The organism is Microcoleus sp. Aus8_D2, assembly GCF_036702665.1.
GTDB lineage: Bacteria > Cyanobacteriota > Cyanobacteriia > Cyanobacteriales > Microcoleaceae > Microcoleus.
In genome coordinates this window covers 115,468-132,716 of record NZ_JAUBUN010000008.1, presented here as the reverse complement: position 1 = coordinate 132,716, position 17,249 = coordinate 115,468, and the positions used below count along the sequence as shown (strand labels likewise).

The following is a 17,249-nucleotide window of genomic DNA, read 5'->3' as shown; positions in this document are numbered from 1 at the left end:
TATGATTGCTAGCAATTTGAAAAATCTTCAAAACAATCAACTATCAATCTCAGCCAAAATCTCTGATTTGCGCGCTTTCATGGCAAACTATGACTTAGATTGCTATTTCATCCCAGCAGTTGACGAACACTTAAATTTATCAGTCCCAGCAGCCAAGCAGCGGCGAGCTTGGATTTCTGGTTTTACAGGCTCAGCAGGCGATTTGTTAGTTGGCAAAAATTCTGCTTGGTTGTTTGTGGATTCCCGCTATTACGAACAAGCAGAGTTACAAGTCGATACGGGAATTATTCAAATATCGAAACTCGGCTTAGAAGGAAATTTAAGCTTGATTGAAACTTTAGAAAAACTGGCGGCCGACTCGGCCCAAAAATCAACTCAAATTAGATTCGGTTTTGACCAGTTTACCGTCGGGACAGAGCCCTATCAAAATTGGGTGAAAAAATTGGCGACTGCTGGAATTGAGCTGGTATCTATCTCGGAGAATTTAGCAGACAAGGTTCGACAAACAGTAGAGACTTTACCCGCAATTGACGAATCTCCCATATTTAGCTTACCAGCATCCCTGACCGGAGAAACCTGCGCCCAAAAATTAGCCAGAGTCAGGGAAGCGATGCAGAAAGCTAACATCGACTTGCTCCCGATTAGCAACTTGAATCAAATAGCGTGGCTGTTCAATCTGCGAGGCTCGGATATTCCCCACATTCCGATTTTCATATCCTACGCGATTGTCACCGCAGATGCTGCGTTTTTGTTTACCAACCTCGAACGAGTTTCACCAGAAATCAAGCAAGAATTGACTGCTGCTGTAACTTTGCTTCCCTACGCCGACTATCCGTCAACTTTAGAAGGTTGCTTGAATTTGCCGAAACAAGTTCGGGTGCTTTTAGATGCGAAACACAGCACAGCAGGCACTTACCAGTTACTGTTAAATCAGCAAAAGGCTAGTGAAAATAAGATAGAAATAGTTTTCGATCCGAATCCGGTAGAAGGGATGAAAGCTCGGAAAAATTCTGTGGAAATCGAGCAGATGAAATCTGCCAATTTTAAGGCAAGTCGAGCTAAAATTCTAACTTTAAAGTGGTTGACAGAACAGCTAGAAAGTGGTAATGTATTGACGGAGTTTGATGTTAAAGAAAGCATCGAAAGTTTTTATCAGCAAGAAACTGATTTTCACATTTTAACATTTAGAACGATCGCAGGTGCGGGAGCAAATAGCTCGATCGTACATTACGGCACTCCCAGCCCCGAAATCACGTTAAAACCCGGAGAATTGCTCCTCCTAGACTCAGGCGCACAGTATCTAGCCGGTACAACAGACGACACCAGAACCACGATTGTCGGGGAACCGACAACGCAGCAAATCGAACACTACACCACAGTTTTAATCGCGCACATCAACTGTGCGGTGCAGCAATTCCCCAAAGGCACAACCGGATCGCAGTTAGACGCGATCGCCCGTGCGGTATTATGGCAAGAACAGCTAGACTACGGACACGGTACCGGCCACGGAGTCGGCGCGTTTTTAGCCGGTCACGAAGGCCCCAACGGTATCAGCAAATCTGTACAATATCCCCTGGAACCGGGAATGGTAACCAGTATCGAACCGGGATATTACGAACCGGGATGGGGCGGAATTCGCCTCGAAAATCTCTACGTTGTCAGGGAAATGCCGTCAAAAAACGGTACAGTTTGGTACGGATTTGAACCGCTGACGTATATTCCGTTTGAAAGGAAATTGATTGATGTCGATCGGCTGTCAAAGACTCAACTAGCATGGTTGAATAATTATCACGCTTCAGTAGTCGAGAAATTGGAACCCGTACTTGATGCAGCAACAATTGAATGGTTGAAAAAAGCCTGCACTGCGTTAGGTAAAGCCTTGTAATTTGTCGCACATTTAACTTGTGCACGTATTTTTCGGGAAACTCTTGTGGGGCGGGCACGCGAACCAGCCCCAAGGGAAGTAATCAAACTACTGATACGTCTTCAACTACTCCCAACGCATACACTCTCAGACACAATATCCTAAAGACCTGTTAACAGACTAAGGTAATGACAATAAAATAGAAAATAAGCAGATATTTAGCGTCTATAGCTAATAGAACTAAACTGTTTATCCCTGATACTCTAACAGAAAATTACCAAGGATAAGGGATTAAGTTTTATGAAAGCAGAATCAGAAGTATCTATTTCTTGTGCAATATCTATCTTTTCAAATGAGAAATTTACACCTGATGATTATAGACTAAACTATAAATCTTATGAAGAGCTAGGTCTAATTTGTGAGAAGTGTAGAGAACTTGTGTTTTTTAAGCAAGGTATAGAGAGAGTTTCTCACTTCTCTCATTTTAGAGATACAGGCAAAGAGTGTCCGTGGAGAACAGAGAGCCATAGTAATACACAATCTAGTGATTCATATAAGAGAGAACAAAGCTTACAAGAATTCCAAACTAAATTTAGAGGGATTGTTGAACGAGCAATAATCCGATATCGACAAATATTATCTACTCAGCTTTATACTCAAATAGCTGAAGGTAAAAGCTTAGTTTCTACATATAAAATTGATATCGAGTCTTGGGTAAGGTGGTTTAATCTAAATAGAAAACACCTGGGAAATCTCGCTAAAAATTGGTATCAAAGTAATGAGTTAGTATCGGAGAGAAATCAGATAATTCTTTTAAATTTTCTTGATTATTTGTGTGTTCCTGCTAGTGAATATATTTTGAGAGATATCCTTTACTATGTATTTGGTTTATTGGATAAACAAATATCTCTTAAGAAATATTTAGAAGAGGTTCCCTCTAAAGTCATTGAATTAATGAGTTATGCTGATTGGGAAAAAGAATATAAACGAGCAAAAGAATTGGTAGATACTAGCAAGTTTGAACACAATTCACACAAGGAGTTAGTAGATTTTCGAGAATACGAACGAGAAGACGAAATCGCACCTATCACATTCAAAGGGATTGACCACCCTAATGTATAGGAAAATAAAACCCCACAGCATCAAAGGCTAGAATCGAATAAAATCAAGCCCTATTTACTAGACGGTAGTAAGGCAGTATCCGGTCAATTAGTCTATAAGGGTGTTTTAGGTACTGTACCGTGTATCTTTAAAATGGTTCCGGCTGGTAGGTTATATGACATTCAAGCTCTACCTATTAAAGTTAATCAATTAGCTTTAGCCATCTATATAGTAGGGCATTCCCCCAAGCTGACATCTATCTCATATCTAGAGAGGATAATTGAAAAATATCAAGCAATGAACGTCAACATAGATAAGTTAAGAGAGAGAAATGAACTAATCACAAGGTTAGAATCTCTACTCCGAGATGTAAACGAAGGTAAAAAATTAGATCCGGCTGATATACTCGCAGCTACCAAAACCATAGAAAAGTATCTCGATAGGGCTGACTATAAACCTATAACAGGAGATAATTATTACAGGTATCACAATCTAGGCACAGGGCAATTCATTCAACAGGTAAACACTGAGAGATACCAATACATCATCCGGGACTACGGCAAAAATTACAGACGGGGAACAGGGTCAGAGGTTAATTCGGTCATCAGATGGGTGCGTTCATGCAGTACAAATCTAGAATCGCGTTTTGGGCATAAGGGAGCTGAAATCTCAGAAATCAGAGAATACTTAGAAAAATCTTTCAGTGATCGGTTCCCTACTAATAATTTACAATTGGCAGTTTATGAGCGAGGTCAAAAGTTCTTAGAAATCTACTATAAGGGAGAGTTAGAAATCAAACAGGAGATAGCAATAGTAGCACCTCAAACAGATAAAAAAGAGTCAATGTTAACTACAACCGAGACTAACTTTAAACCTGAGTGGGCGACAGTTTTAGAGATTCAGCAATTCTTACAATGTAGCGAGATTAAGGAAACTCCATTAATCAACTCTACTCAACTACAGATAGAGAGGATGGTTCGTAAGTATATCCGCTCAAATTACCTAACGCTCACAGGAAAAAACAACGTCTTTAAAGAGACCAAGATATCTAGCATTGTAGGTTACGATTCATCACATAAGGGTTACGGTCAAATCGTCAAGACATTTTTAAAATATGTCAGACCTTACCTCGATCCCTCGTCATCAAATGTTCTTAAAGGTGAGTTAATAAACCTCGACAATCTAAGAACTTACAATGAGCAAAATGCTCGCGACTTAATGGGTGCAATGACAAACAACTGGAAACACTGGAAACATAAAGACGCTGAGACAATAACACTAGGCGAGTCCATCTTTAACAAACCAGATCCAGGGGTGTTAATGTTAGCAGTGACAGCGGTAATCCACAAAAACCCGCACCATGATAAGATTATTTGGAGGGACTTGATTGATGTATTCTATCAACTGTCAGAGCATTCTCTAGGGTTCAGGGCTTCTAACGGTTGTGTACTTACTCCCCATAGCTTCTATGATTCAGGAGTTATCCGCCATACCCACAGAATCAAGTTACAGCTAATCGATCTATTACTGAAAGAGCAACGGAAAAAACAGAATAAGGCACAGAACAATCTAAAACAAGCTACAACTAATGAGGAAAAACAGAAAGCGATGGAGGAAATAGAGTTAATTAGTCCAGGTAGCATTGAAGCTTGGCTACAGTCTCCGATTGATAAACTTTACAGCAATTTAAGAAAGTTAGATTCTCAGTGGGAAATTAACCTTGCTAATCATGACATTTTGACTCACTTACAGGAGATGGAAAAAGCATTAGAGTTAGCTATCAAAGCAGAACAAACATTTTAGTAAAAACTAGCTAGGGTATATCTGGTAAGTTATCCTAGCTTTTTCTACTAAAGTATGAAGCCTTTGACTTAAGTCAGTAAAAAGAATGAAATTTAGTAGATGTAAACAAATAAAACAGGTATATATACACTACTAAGATAGGACATTATATGTAAAAAGTGATATAGGAAAGTATATAAGAAATATGAGAATCTATAGGAACAGAGTAGAGATGATAGCTAAATGGTTGAGGTTAGAGTAACCCGCTTTCCCTATGTGCTTCTATTACATAATTTATTTCAATGCAAAATCAAGCTTCTATAATTAAACCTAATCATATTATATGCCTCTAGATTGAGCTACATGGAGCGATAAGGCACGTATGGGTATGAATCTACATTTATTGTGTAGAGGAGCCTTAAAACTCGATTTAAGAGGGATAGAGTGAGATGTGACAGCTTAGGGTCTAGGCAAGTAGAATTATTAGGCAGTAATTATCTTTGTATCTAAAGAATTTTGATTTACTTATAAAGCCTAGCTTTAAGACCTTAGTGGGGTATGAAACAGGTATTGTGGTACTAGACCCACTTCATACCTAGAAATGAGCAGAAGGCTAGAAGTTTTATCTAACCTTGGTTTGAGCTATAAAGCTGGTGACAAGACTCGAACTTGCGACAGGCTGATTACAAATCAGCTACTCTACCAACTGAGTTACACCAGCAGTAAAATTAAATATAGCAAACTTATCGCCATTAGCGCAACCCCTCCAGCCAACTTTTTTTTCAAATTCCCCCAAAACCTCTTCCCGTAAGATCTGAACCGAAATTATTGTCTCTCGGGCACACCCACACCTCAGAAACCGGGTTTCTTCCGATATTTCTCGTTACTCAACCCAAATTTTTCCAAGAAACCCGGTTTCTCGCCCCTTCCTGGGTGCACCGAAACCTCAGAAACCGGGTTTCTTCCGATATTTCTCGTTACGCAACCCAAATTTTTCCAAGAAACCCGGTTTCTCGCCTCCATGGGTAAATTTTGTTGAGCTTCTCGCTGCGGGCTTTAAACCGGGCGGACTCGCAGCCAAAGCAGATTATCTAAACTACAGACTAATGACTGAGGACTAATGACTGAGGACTAATCGCAGCGCCAAATCTTGATTGTCTCATCCGCGCTGCCGCTGGCTAGCAAATTGCCCGAAGGTGCGATCGCCACCGAGTATACCGTACCCGAATGTCCCTTCAGAGTGCTCAACAGCTCCCCCGTCTGCAAACTCCAAATATTAATCGTATTATCATCGCAGCCACTAGCCAAAGTCAAACCGTCTCGACTAATAGCAACCGAATCGCCCCGACTCACATAATTCCGCAAAATATGCACAGCCTCATTCATCCCTAAATTCGCTACACCCTTTCCCTTCGCAGAATTAGAATTTAAAATCCGCAACAAACTGCCCGTGTGCAAATTCCGCAGCTTAATCGTATAATCATTGCTGACGCTAGCCAGAATTTGACCGTCCGGCGCGATCGCCACAGAATTCACCCCAACATTCAACCCCGAAAGAGTCCGCAGCAACTTACCGCTTTCCACCTCCCAAACCTTGCTCGTCGCATCCGAACTGCCGCTCGCCAATATCTTACCATCCGGGCTAAAAACCACCGCATTCACATTATCAGAATGACCCCTCAAAGTCCGCAGCAACTCACCAGTCCGCAAATTCCAAAGCTTGATCGTATTATCAGCCCCGCCGCAGCTAGCAATTACCTGGCCCTTCGGGTTAATCGCCACCGAATTCACCTCCATAGAATGTCCCGGAAAAGTACACAGCAAATCGCCATTGTACAAATTCCAAAACTTAATTGTTTCGTCCGAACTGCCGCTGACCAACATTTTTCCGTCATAGCTAATAGCCACCGAATTTACGCGATCGGAATGTCCCGTCAGAGTGCCAATTAATTCCCCAGTTTCTAAATTCCAAATCTTAATAGTTCTATCCCAACTGCCGCTAGCCATAATTTTGCCATCAGGACTAATCGCCAGAGAATTCACAAACGATGAATGTCCCGGTAGCGTGTATGCGCACCGCCATTTCAGATTTTTAAACTTGTGAGCTAACTCCTTCGCCCGCTTAGATGCCGCCTCAGCTTCCTCTCTGCGTTTGAGTTCCTCCTCCTCAATACGCTTGCGTTCCGCCCTAGCTTTCGCCTCTCGCAGCGCCAGCCGTCGCATCTCTCCCTTATAGGTTATTCGCTGCTGCTCCTGAATTTCTTTAAGAGTTTCCATATACGCTATAACCCAATCTTTAGAAAACCATTCCTGAGCAAATTCCGCCTCTAATTTAAATAGCTGGGGTTCGTGAGTAAAATCGATATTTAAATAATACAAATCAGCTATAAAAGCCGCCAATAACTTGTGAATTGTCACAATTATTTGCCGAATAATCCGCAGGCTCAGCTTTTCATCTTTCCCCTCCGCCTCCAACTGGTGATAAACTTCTTCCCAATTCCAAGGCTGCATCGCCACTAGAGAAACGCTCTGATTGATGATTCCCCAAAAACCGACATGAAAATTCACTTCATAATCGCTGATATCGCTGTACAATATAGCTGTCGGCACGGGAGACAAAACAGTCTGCAACCGCTCCACATCAATATCCGAAATCGCCTTTTTGAAATAGTCTCCGTAAAACTGAACCGGACAGGATTCTCCGTGCAGGGGGTAGTGCAGGTTCAAAAAAGATCTCAACTTAGCTGGCAGCTCGATATTTAGATTGTGGCGAAACGAATCCGGGCAATCTTGGCTAATTTTTGCGGGAGCAACTAACAACAGCAATCGGTGCTGCTGCTGCTGCAAAATCTGTTCTGTTTCCTGCCTGCTTAAATTAGAAAACCAGTTGTCTTTGTCCCAAAGAAGTTGAATTTCGTTCAGTTTAACCCGAATAGATTCTGATTGAAACTCCCGCATCAACTCGCGGCAAAGCCGACTAATTGCCCGCTTATCTCTCAATTCTTCGGCTTTAATTCGATTGGCGCGTTCTTCCTTTACCCGTTCTTCTTCTATGCCGGCGATCGCAATTAACTCTTGTTCTCGGGCCTGCTGTCGCTGCAAATATTTCACTTGTGCTTTAATCCAGCGGGGGTCTTTTTTGATTTGCTGGTTCAAAGCAGAAGAACCAGACGGCTCAATATCTGCATAGCGTTCGTTGACAGCGCTTGCTCCCAATCTTTCTCCCAATTCGCAGGCTACAGGCTTCAACAGTTCAATTAGGGTGTCTGAGACGGGGCGGGGTAATGACATACCAGTTAAAACTTTTTCTTAACTTAAGGGCGATCGCGCGAGTCAGGCGTATCCCGCTGGGCGGGGATTCTTGGCATGGGCCTACATTTGGGCGATCGGTCAATCGATTTGCGATTGGCGATTTGAGATTTGCGATTGACTTCGAGCTCCGTGAATCTACGAGCTGGAACTAGGGTCTAAAATTTTTTGCCCTCTACGACCTCATACCACTTACCAAAAAGAATGCAACTGTCAGCAGAGTGCTCCAAAGCTTTATCTGATCAGTCATCAGTCATCAATCCTCGAAAATCGCCAATCGAAAATGGTATAAGTACGTGGCACGGTATCCGTTTTTGAGCGAGGTCAGCGTATGCGTAAGGCGTATCGTGCAACTTTACAGACTTAGCACCTTAACTCAATCATAGTGTTTATACGGTTTACATTTTAGGCCAAATCTGAGTGGACAGCACCGAGGGAAAAGACTTGAGGATATTCGATCGACCCTGAGTTCCCGGAATGTGTTTTTTGTTGCCATTTTTACCCGCGCTTGTCTATAATCATACTTCACCACCATATTTACGGTATTCCGACCCAATAACCGTACTTTAGTAAAGGAACAAATATAATGACCCCGTGGCAACACCTAACTCAACAATTTCACCGGCCACAACAGCCACCAGTCGGTAAAAATCAATCATTGACTGCGCTGAAAAGATTTGTGTCCCTATTTTTAGTGGGAATAACTTTAAGTCTGGCCATTGTATCCTGCCAGCAGGGAACACCAACAACCCCAGCAGCCAACAAAGGCAAAGTAGAATTAACCCTCGTTTCCTTCGCCGTCACCAAAGCCGCCCACGAAGCGATAATTCCCAAATTTATCGAACAATGGCAAAAAGAAAAAGGACAAACCGTCACCTTCAGCCAAAGTTACGGCGGTTCCGGTTCCCAAACCAGAGCAGTAATTGACGGATTAGAAGCAGACATCGTACACCTAGCCCTCGCCCTCGACACCGCCAAAATCGAGAAAGCCGGACTCATCCAACCAGGCTGGGAAAAAGAAGCCCCCAACGAAGGTATCGTCAGCAAATCCGTAGCAGCAATAGTCACCCGCGAAGGCAATCCCAAAGGCATTAAAACCTGGGAAGATTTAGGTAAAGACGGAGTGAAATTAATTACCGCCGATCCCAAAACCTCAGGAGTTGCGCGCTGGAATTTCCTAGCACTTTGGGGTTCGATTCTCAAAACCGGAGGAGACGACACCAAAGCATTAGACTTTACCACCAAAGTCTACAAAAACGTTCCGATTCTGACCAAAGATGCCCGCGAAGCCACCGATGTATTTTTCAAACAAGGCCAAGGCGACGCCTTAATCAACTACGAAAACGAGATTATTTTGGCAGGTCAAAAAGGCGAAAAACCGAGTTATATTATTCCCGATGTAAATGTGTCGATCGACAATCCGATCGCGATCGTCGATAAAAACGTGGACAAACACGGCACTCGCGAAGTCGCCGAAGCATTTGTCAAGTTTCTCTACACCCCAGAAGCCCAGCGAGAATTTGCCAAAGCAGGATTTCGCCCAGTAGATGAGACAGTCGCCAAAGAAGCAGAATTTGCCCAAAAATATCCCGCCGTCAAAACCCTATTTACGGCTCAAGATTTGGGAGGTTGGGGAGAAATTCAGAATAAATTCTTTGATGACGGAGCCACCTTTGACAAAATCCAGGGTTCAATTAGACAGTAATTCCCGAATTTTTACTCGTTACTCGTTCCCAGGCCCTGCCTGGAAACGCAGATCCGGAGGCTCTGCCTCCATCTAAACCTTTTGTATCTTCCTCACTTGCTGTTTCGTCAAAAAGTAAGGCAGAGCCTTAAGATCGGCATTCCCAGGCAGAGCCTGGGAACGAAGAAATCAACGAGTAAATCAGCGTTTATCTGCGTTCATCTGCGGTTAAAAATCACCTTATGACAGTATCATCTCCAGCAACTAACGCTCAATCTGCGATCGCAAATATCAAAAGAGCGATCGGCAAAATCACACTACCTTGGGGAATCACCATAGGCTACCTCAGCCTCATGCTATTTCTCCCAGTCACAGCCATGCTGCTAAAAGCCAGCACAGCAAACCCCGGCGAATTTTGGAAAATAGCCACAAGCCCGATCGCCATTTCCGCCTACGATGTCACATTTGTCACATCATTAATCGCCGCCCTAATCAACGGAGTCTTCGGCACATTAATCGCCTGGGTATTAGTCCGCTACGACTTTCCCTTAAAACGGATTGTCGATGCAGCAGTCGATTTACCATTTGCGCTACCAACATCCGTCGCAGGTTTAACCCTCGCCACAGTTTACAGCGATAACGGCTGGATCGGTTCGCTGTTTGCACCATTAGGAATCAAGATCTCATTCACTCGCTTGGGCGTAGGAATAGCAATGATCTTTATTTCCTTACCCTTTATTGTGCGGACTGTACAGCCAGTTTTACACGAAATGGAAAAAGACATCGAAGAAGCAGCTTGGTGCTTGGGTGCTTCTCAATTTCAAACCTTTTGGCGAGTAGTTTTACCGCCGCTCTTTCCGTCAATTTTAACCGGAGTTGCCCTCGGATTTTCCCGAGCAGTTGGCGAGTACGGTTCGACGGTAATTGTAGCATCTAACGTACCGTTTAAAGATTTAATTGCTCCGGTCTTAATTTTCCAAAGATTGGAACAGTACGACTATGCAGGAGCCACAGTAATCGGCACAGTCATGTTAGGTATTTCCCTAGCAATGCTGTTCGCAATTAATATTTTACAAGCCTGGAGGAGACGCTATGACGGCTGATATCAAATTATCAAAAAATTACACAATTCCGCCAGCGGGTTCCTCGCGGGGCAACGAAAAAGCATGGGTAAAGCCCACTTTGATCTCAATTGCGATCGCCTATCTCGGCCTCGTCTTATTTATCCCGGCCCTCAACGTTTTTTACCAAGCTTTCAAAAAGGGAGTCGAGCCATTTTTCGCCAACTTAACCTCGCCCGATTTTCTATCCGCAGCACAACTTACCCTGCTAATTGCTTTGATAGTAGTACCTATAAATACGGTATTCGGTTTATGTGCAGCTTGGGTAATCGGCCGCAATAAATTTCCCGGACGCACCCTATTAATCACCATTCTAGACGTGCCGTTTGCCATATCTCCCGTAGTTGCAGGTTTAATGATTGTACTGCTTTACGGTCGCCTGGGATGGTTCGGGCCGCTGCTGGAAAGTGGCGGAATTAAGATTATCTTTGCCTTCCCAGGAATGGTGCTGGCTACTGCTTTTGTCACTCTACCTTTTGTCGCTCGCGAAGTGATTCCTGTTTTGGAAGAAGTGGGAACGGATCAAGAAGAAGCGGCGAAAACTTTGGGAGCAAATGATTGGCAAATCTTCTGGAATGTAACGCTGCCGAATATTCGTTGGGGCTTGCTTTACGGTGTAATTTTGACAAATGCTAGAGCAATGGGAGAATTTGGAGCTGTTTCTGTGGTATCGGGAAATATTGCTAAAAAAACCCAAACTTTGCCTTTGTTTGTAGAGGATGCTTACAAGCAGTACGCGACGCAAGCAGCATTTTCTGCTGCGGTAGTTCTCGGTTTTTTAGCTGTTGTTACTCTCGTGCTTAAGGAGATTTTGGAACGGAAAACTAGCATTAAGGAGGTTGAAGAATAAAAAACACTCACGTATTTTTATCATGCTGAACCAATCGCAAGTCTCTGTAAACGTAGGCGGTACGTAGTTGCGCTTCAGCGCTCTTTATAAATATATATATCAAGAGCGCGCAAGTTATTGTAGGGTGCGTCAGGGCTGAATATTGTGACAAAAACTAAGAATTTTTGCCCTGACGCACCCTACAAGTTAGTTAGTCAATGTAGGGGGCAACTTCAGCACCCAATCTCGGAAACAAATAAGCAAACATTAGGAGGCCGAAATGTTAAACCAGAACAATAGCAAACCTGAATTTGAGGCGATCGACAATTTTCACCAAACTCAACAATCAGACCTCCCGCACACTGAGTCCGGAGACCACAGACCAACTCAAACCCGCATTCGCATTCGTGTTCCTAAAGAATACCATCAGGAACCTGTCATCTCTAACCTGATTTCGGAATACGGTTTGACGGTGAATTTTAATGCTGCTTTGTTGGGTGGCAAAACTTCCGATGACGGTTGGTTTGATTTGGAACTTAACGGTACAAGTCAAGAGATTGAAAGTGCTCTGATTTATCTCAATGATTTAGATGTGGAAATCTGGAGCAATTCCAATAATCCCGATGAAGAAACTTGGTAATTGATGATTATTCAAGGTACAGGCTCGGCGGCGCGAGCTTGTTAGTTATTAGTCAGCAGCTAAAAACTAATAACTGTGGAGTCAATACCGTAGATCAATAACATCAGCTCGTAACTAATGGCGATCGATCGCCATTAGTTATTTTTTTTGCTTGACTTTTTTGACAAAACGTGGTGGTAATTGGGCTAGTCTAATGACATCAAAAACTGCGCGCAAGTCCGATCGAAAATTATTGTAACAGCCGGAACAAAATCCCCCTTTAAAACTTCTACACCATCAAACTGACTCAGTGATGCTCGGCAAGCATAAAAAAAGGTTTTTGTCAATATTCCATTTAGGTGAAAGTTAGGGGCGATCCTCTTCGTTGGCGTAGCCCCCGTAGGGGCGGGCTTTCCGTTTGATCGCTCCGAAGTGCGCCAACGACTCGCATCCGCAGCGGAATCTGTACGATCGCTGCTGCGTTTGGTTTGTGTTATGAATTTAACCTGTGCGTGTACCAGAGGAATTTAATCATGGAAGTCTATAAAGAACGGAAACACCAGATAGTTTTTGCGGATTCAAAAGTTAAAGATTGCGAAAGTTTAACAAAAACTGCGAATTCCGATACAGAAGTTATTATTCTGAAGGGCGATCGCGACGGCATCGAGCAAATAGCCGAAACACTTAAACAGCGAAAAAACATTGCAGCCGTCCACATTTTGTCCCACGGGGCAGCAGCCAGCTTGCAACTGGGAGCAACAGAACTTAATCTCGACAACATTGAAAGCTACCGCAATTATTTAGAAAAATGGTTTGCTTTGCCAGCAGCCGAAGCAAACTCGAACTCTGCAACTACTGCTAAACCTGAAATTCTGCTTTACGGTTGCAACGTCGCCGCCACAGAAGCCGGTGTGGCTTTCGTGCAAAGGCTGAGCCAGCTCACGGGGGCAAATATTGCCGCATCCGACAACTTAACCGGCAGTGCCGCACTCGGTGGAGACTGGGTGTTGGAAGTGACTACGGGGAAGATAGAGACTCCTGTGGCATTTTCCCAAGAGGCGAGAGAGGCATATAGCGGCGTGCTTGGTGACTTAAACCAGACTGCTGGCGACTTTAACGGACTGGTAAATGCCATCAATGTTGCTAACATCAACACTGGTATTGACACAATTACCCTCAGTGGAAATATCTCCCTCACGGGGCTGCTGCCAAAAATTAGTGATAACACCATTATTGTGGGCGGAGGTTTTGGCATCAGCGGCGCTAATAATTTCCGCGGCTTGGTAGTTGATAGCGGTACAAACCCAGTCACAATCTCCAACCTCACCATTGATTCTACAAAAGCATTAGGTGGCAACGCACCAGTTGGTGGTGGTGGTGGCGCTGGCGGTTTAGGCGGCGCACTTTTTATCAACACTGGCATTGTAACTGTTGACAGAGTGACTTTCTCGAACAACCAGGCGATCGGCGGTAACGGTGCTGTTGGGAGCGGTGGCAAAGGTGGTAGCAATGATTTGGCTACTGTTTTTGGAGGCACAGCAGGTAGCAACGGTAGAGATGGCCGCCCCGGTTTGCCTAGCAATGGCGCTGCTGGTGGCACTGGGGAAGCGGGCGAACCTGGCGGCAATGGCAGTGCTGGCGGTAATGGTGGTATTGGTGGAGTGGGTGGAAGTGGTGCTGGTGGCACAAACGGCGGCGCTGGAGGCGCTGGCGGCATTGGCGGTGTCGGCACTTTCGGGGCTGGCGGCGGCGGTGGCGGGGCTGGTGGCGCTGGCGGCGCTGCGGGTACTGGCACTGTAGGTAATGGCGGTAATGCCGGCGCTGGCGGTAATGGCGGTACTGCCGGTGGCGGTGGTGGCGGCGGTGGTATCGCTGGTACCGGCCTTGCCCCCGGTGTTGGCGGTGTTGGTGGTACTGGAGGTGTTGCCGGTGGCGCAGGTGCAGGGCTTGGTGGTGGTGGCACATCGCCCACCGCTGGCGCTGGTAGCACGACTGCGGGTGGTGGTGGCAGTGGCTACGGTGGGGCAATTTTGCTCAACAATGGCAGCTTGACGATGACCAACAGCACCTTGTATGGCAACAAAGCCACAGGTGGGAACGCTGGGGATCTTACGGCAGGTGCAGGTTTGGGATCGGGCGCTGCAATTTTCATCAACTCTGGTACTGCTACCCTGGTTAATAACACGATCGCTGACAACACTTCCACAGCCGGAACTGGTACTCTGTCACCTATATTCGGGGTAAACGCTAGTGCCGGAGGCATTTTCAACAACAGCGGTACTGTCAGTCTCAAAAATACGATCGTCCTTGGCAATACTGGTCTTGCAGCCCCCGATATATTTGGGGCATTTACTGGTAACAACAACCTGATTGGAGTCCTCACGGGGAGCACAGGTTTGACTGCTGCTCAACAATTACCAGCAGGAGTTACTCGGGCAAATGTATTAGCAGCAACTGCCGCACTCAACGGCGCAACTGCTCCCACTCCTTTGACCCTTGCCCTAGTTGACAATAGCCCTGTAACTACTAGCAGCAACCCTGCCATCGGTGGAGGCGACCCAACCATAACAGCAGTGGGCGCTACTGCTTTCGACCAGCGCGGCACTGGTTTCCCTCGGAAAATTGACAATACCCTTGTGGGTAAACCGACTATTGACATCGGTGCTTACGAGTACGGGCCGGTTGTTCAGGGTCAGAAATTCAACGATCTCAACGGCGACGCCGTTAAAGCTCCGACAGATCCTGGTCTAGGCGGATGGACTATTACCGCAGGAAGCAAGACTGCTGTTAGCTCTGCGGTTCCTGCAACTTTGGGTCAATACACGCTTGCGGACACTAAGGCAAATACTGATATCCTCGAAACGTTACAACCGGGATACTTCCAGACGTTAAAACCAACAGTCAACACTGGTAATGCTGATGTCACTGGTGCCGACTTCGGCAACTTCCAGTTAATGACCATCAGTGGTTTGAAATTTGATGATAAAAACGGCAACGGCACTCAAGATGCAGGGGATCTGCCAGTAACTACTCCCGTTACGATTAATTTGCTCAACGCCACCACTGGGGCAACGATCGGTAGTACCACCACTAATGCAACTGGTAATTACAGTTTCCCAAACTTGCCACCTCTTGCTGGGGGTGCTGCCTACCGCGTCCGAGAAGTCGTGCCCGCAGGCTCCACAAAAACTTCAACCGATCCTGCCGACATCGCCTCCCAAAGCGGCGCAACGATCGCGAATGCTACCGTTCCGGGTCTCAACTTCGGTAACTTCAAAAACATCACTGTCAGCGGTCAGAAGTTCAACGACCTCAACGGGAACGGCGTCAAAGATGCGACAGAACCCGGAGTAAAGGAGTGGAAAATCTCCCTAATCCCCATCGGCGGTGTCACAACAGCGCCAGTATCAGCTACCACTGATGGCTCTGGCAATTACACCTTTCCTAACGTTGGCCCTGGTACATACTCCCTACGGGAAGAGCCACAGGCTGGTTGGCTTCAAACTTTCCCTGTCCCCCCAGCCGCCACTACTATTACTACCGTCAGTGGCACAGATATTAACAACACCCCCGCCCTTCCCACCAACTTCGGGAACTTCCAGTTGGGCAAAATCAGCGGGATCAAATTTAACGACTTCAACAAAAATGGCGCGCAAGATACCGGCGAACCACCGCTAGCAGGCTGGAAAATCTACTTGGATACCAACAACAACGGCGTCCAAGACCAAGTACCAGAAGAAACTGGCACTAACGCCACCGTCACCGATGCTGACGGTAAGTACCAGTTCACCAACCTGGTAGCCGGCAAGTACAACCTCCGGGAAGTACCGCAAACTGGCTGGACGCAAACGGCCCCCGCTGCCCCAGGCGCGTTTACGATCGACATCAGCAGCGGTACCGACTCCAAAGACAACAACTTCGGCAACTTCAAGCCGAACACGATTAGCGGTCTGAAGTTCAATGACCTCAACGCAAACGGCGTCCAAGATTTGCCAGCAGAAACAGGAATACCAAACTGGCAATTCTTCCTCGATAGCAACAAAAATGGCAGCCTCGACACCGGGGAACCGAACACCCAAACCGATGCCGCAGGCTACAAATTCCTGGATTTGCCAGCAGGAACCTACAGGGTGCGGGAAGTCTTGCAGGATACTTGGACGGCAACTACCCCCGACCCTGCTGACATCACTGTCACCAGCGGTCAAGACATCGCTAACATCAATTTCGGGAACTTCCAGTCGGGCACCATCAGCGGTCAAAAATTCAATGACCTCAACAACAACGGCGTTAAGGATGCCGGAGAACCGGGACTAGCTAACTGGCAAATATTCCTCGACATTATCGACCCAAAAGAAAGCTTTCAGCAGGGCGAACCGACTACGATCACCGATAAAGATGGAAAATATACTCTCAAGGACATACCCGCAGGTACTTTCCAGGTAAGGGAAGTCCAGCAAAACGGCTGGACGCAGACGACTCCCAACCCCGCAGCCGTTACGCTTAAGCCCTCAGAGAACAAGACGGGCATTGACTTCGGCAACTTCCTGCCCCAACCGGGTACGATCCGAGGTCTGAAGTTCCAAGACACTAACAAAAATGGCACTCAGGATGCCGGAGAACCGGGTTTACCCGATTTCCAAATTCAGTTAACCAAGGTGGTAACTGGAACTGCTCCTGGTCCTACTCCTGCTCCTGTTCCTGTTGTTACTACCACAGACAGCAGCGGCAACTACCTGTTCGCGAACCTCACGCCGGGAACCTACAGCGTCCGGGAAATCCAGAAAGTTGGGTTTACCCAAAGCACCAAAAACCCCGACGACATCGTGCTGACTTCGGGAACTATTGTCAGCGGCGTCAACTTCGGGAACTCTCCTGTAACGACACCGACACCGACACCTCCAACGCCGACACCAACACCTCCATTGGTCACGTCGTCACCG

At 45.8% G+C, this 17,249-nt stretch carries 9 protein-coding genes and 1 tRNA gene; 8 read left to right on the top strand and 2 right to left on the bottom strand.

The window, feature by feature from the left end; all coding sequences use genetic code 11:
- The first annotated feature begins 1 nt into the window (after window position 1).
- The 3 genes from QUB64_RS08950 (at window position 2) to QUB64_RS08940 (ending at window position 4,768) form a co-directional block, all read left to right on the top strand.
- Entirely contained in the window at window positions 2-1,885 is a 1,884-nt protein-coding gene (locus QUB64_RS08950; RefSeq protein ID WP_333268501.1) for an aminopeptidase P family protein, read from the top strand.
- A gap of 279 nt (window positions 1,886-2,164) precedes the next feature.
- Window positions 2,165-2,986 (top strand): hypothetical protein, encoded by an 822-nt coding sequence (locus tag QUB64_RS08945; protein ID WP_333268499.1) that lies wholly within the window; start codon window positions 2,165-2,167, stop codon window positions 2,984-2,986.
- A 132-nt stretch (window positions 2,987-3,118) separates the two neighbouring features.
- Entirely contained in the window at window positions 3,119-4,768 is a 1,650-nt protein-coding gene (locus QUB64_RS08940; protein WP_333268497.1) for a hypothetical protein, read from the top strand.
- Window positions 4,769-5,395: 627 nt separating this feature from the next.
- Here QUB64_RS08940 and QUB64_RS08935 read toward each other — a convergent pair.
- A tRNA-Thr gene (locus tag QUB64_RS08935) sits at window positions 5,396-5,468 on the bottom strand.
- A 410-nt stretch (window positions 5,469-5,878) separates the two neighbouring features.
- The gene (locus QUB64_RS08930; protein WP_333268495.1) at window positions 5,879-8,038 is read right to left on the bottom strand and encodes a WD40 repeat domain-containing protein; all 2,160 of its coding nucleotides are present in this window, start codon (window positions 8,036-8,038) and stop codon (window positions 5,879-5,881) included.
- Window positions 8,039-8,642: 604 nt separating this feature from the next.
- On the opposite strand from QUB64_RS08930, the gene QUB64_RS08925 reads away from it, so the two are divergent.
- From QUB64_RS08925 to QUB64_RS08905, 5 genes are all read left to right on the top strand, one after another.
- The gene (locus tag QUB64_RS08925) at window positions 8,643-9,761 is read left to right on the top strand and encodes a sulfate ABC transporter substrate-binding protein (protein WP_333268492.1); all 1,119 of its coding nucleotides are present in this window, start codon (window positions 8,643-8,645) and stop codon (window positions 9,759-9,761) included.
- Between the two features lie 221 nt (window positions 9,762-9,982).
- Window positions 9,983-10,843, top strand: coding sequence for a sulfate ABC transporter permease subunit CysT (cysT, locus tag QUB64_RS08920; RefSeq protein ID WP_333268491.1), 861 nt, complete (start codon window positions 9,983-9,985; stop codon window positions 10,841-10,843).
- Window positions 10,833-11,711, top strand: a complete 879-nt coding sequence (cysW, locus tag QUB64_RS08915) for a sulfate ABC transporter permease subunit CysW (protein ID WP_333268488.1) — start codon at window positions 10,833-10,835, stop codon at window positions 11,709-11,711. Before cysT ends, cysW begins: the two co-directional genes overlap by 11 nt.
- Before the next feature lie 259 nt (window positions 11,712-11,970).
- Window positions 11,971-12,330, top strand: coding sequence for an NIL domain-containing protein (locus QUB64_RS08910; RefSeq protein ID WP_333268486.1), 360 nt, complete (start codon window positions 11,971-11,973; stop codon window positions 12,328-12,330).
- Window positions 12,331-12,842: 512 nt separating this feature from the next.
- On the top strand, window positions 12,843-17,249 hold a 4,407-nt coding region (locus QUB64_RS08905), incomplete at its 3' end, for an SdrD B-like domain-containing protein (protein WP_333268485.1).

What these genes read in the sequence shown, in the direction of transcription:
- QUB64_RS08945 (WP_333268499.1), top strand. Translation starts at nt 2,165, where the DNA reads ATGAAAGCAGAATCAGAAGTATCTATTTCTTGTGCAATATCTATCTTT.
- QUB64_RS08930 (WP_333268495.1), bottom strand. Translation starts at nt 8,038, where the DNA reads ATGTCATTACCCCGCCCCGTCTCAGACACCCTAATTGAACTGTTGAAG.
- cysT (WP_333268491.1), top strand. Translation starts at nt 9,983, where the DNA reads ATGACAGTATCATCTCCAGCAACTAACGCTCAATCTGCGATCGCAAAT.
- QUB64_RS08940 (WP_333268497.1), top strand. Translation starts at nt 3,119, where the DNA reads ATGGTTCCGGCTGGTAGGTTATATGACATTCAAGCTCTACCTATTAAA.
- QUB64_RS08950 (WP_333268501.1), top strand. Translation starts at nt 2, where the DNA reads ATGATTGCTAGCAATTTGAAAAATCTTCAAAACAATCAACTATCAATC.
- cysW (WP_333268488.1), top strand. Translation starts at nt 10,833, where the DNA reads ATGACGGCTGATATCAAATTATCAAAAAATTACACAATTCCGCCAGCG.
- QUB64_RS08925 (WP_333268492.1), top strand. Translation starts at nt 8,643, where the DNA reads ATGACCCCGTGGCAACACCTAACTCAACAATTTCACCGGCCACAACAG.
- QUB64_RS08910 (WP_333268486.1), top strand. Translation starts at nt 11,971, where the DNA reads ATGTTAAACCAGAACAATAGCAAACCTGAATTTGAGGCGATCGACAAT.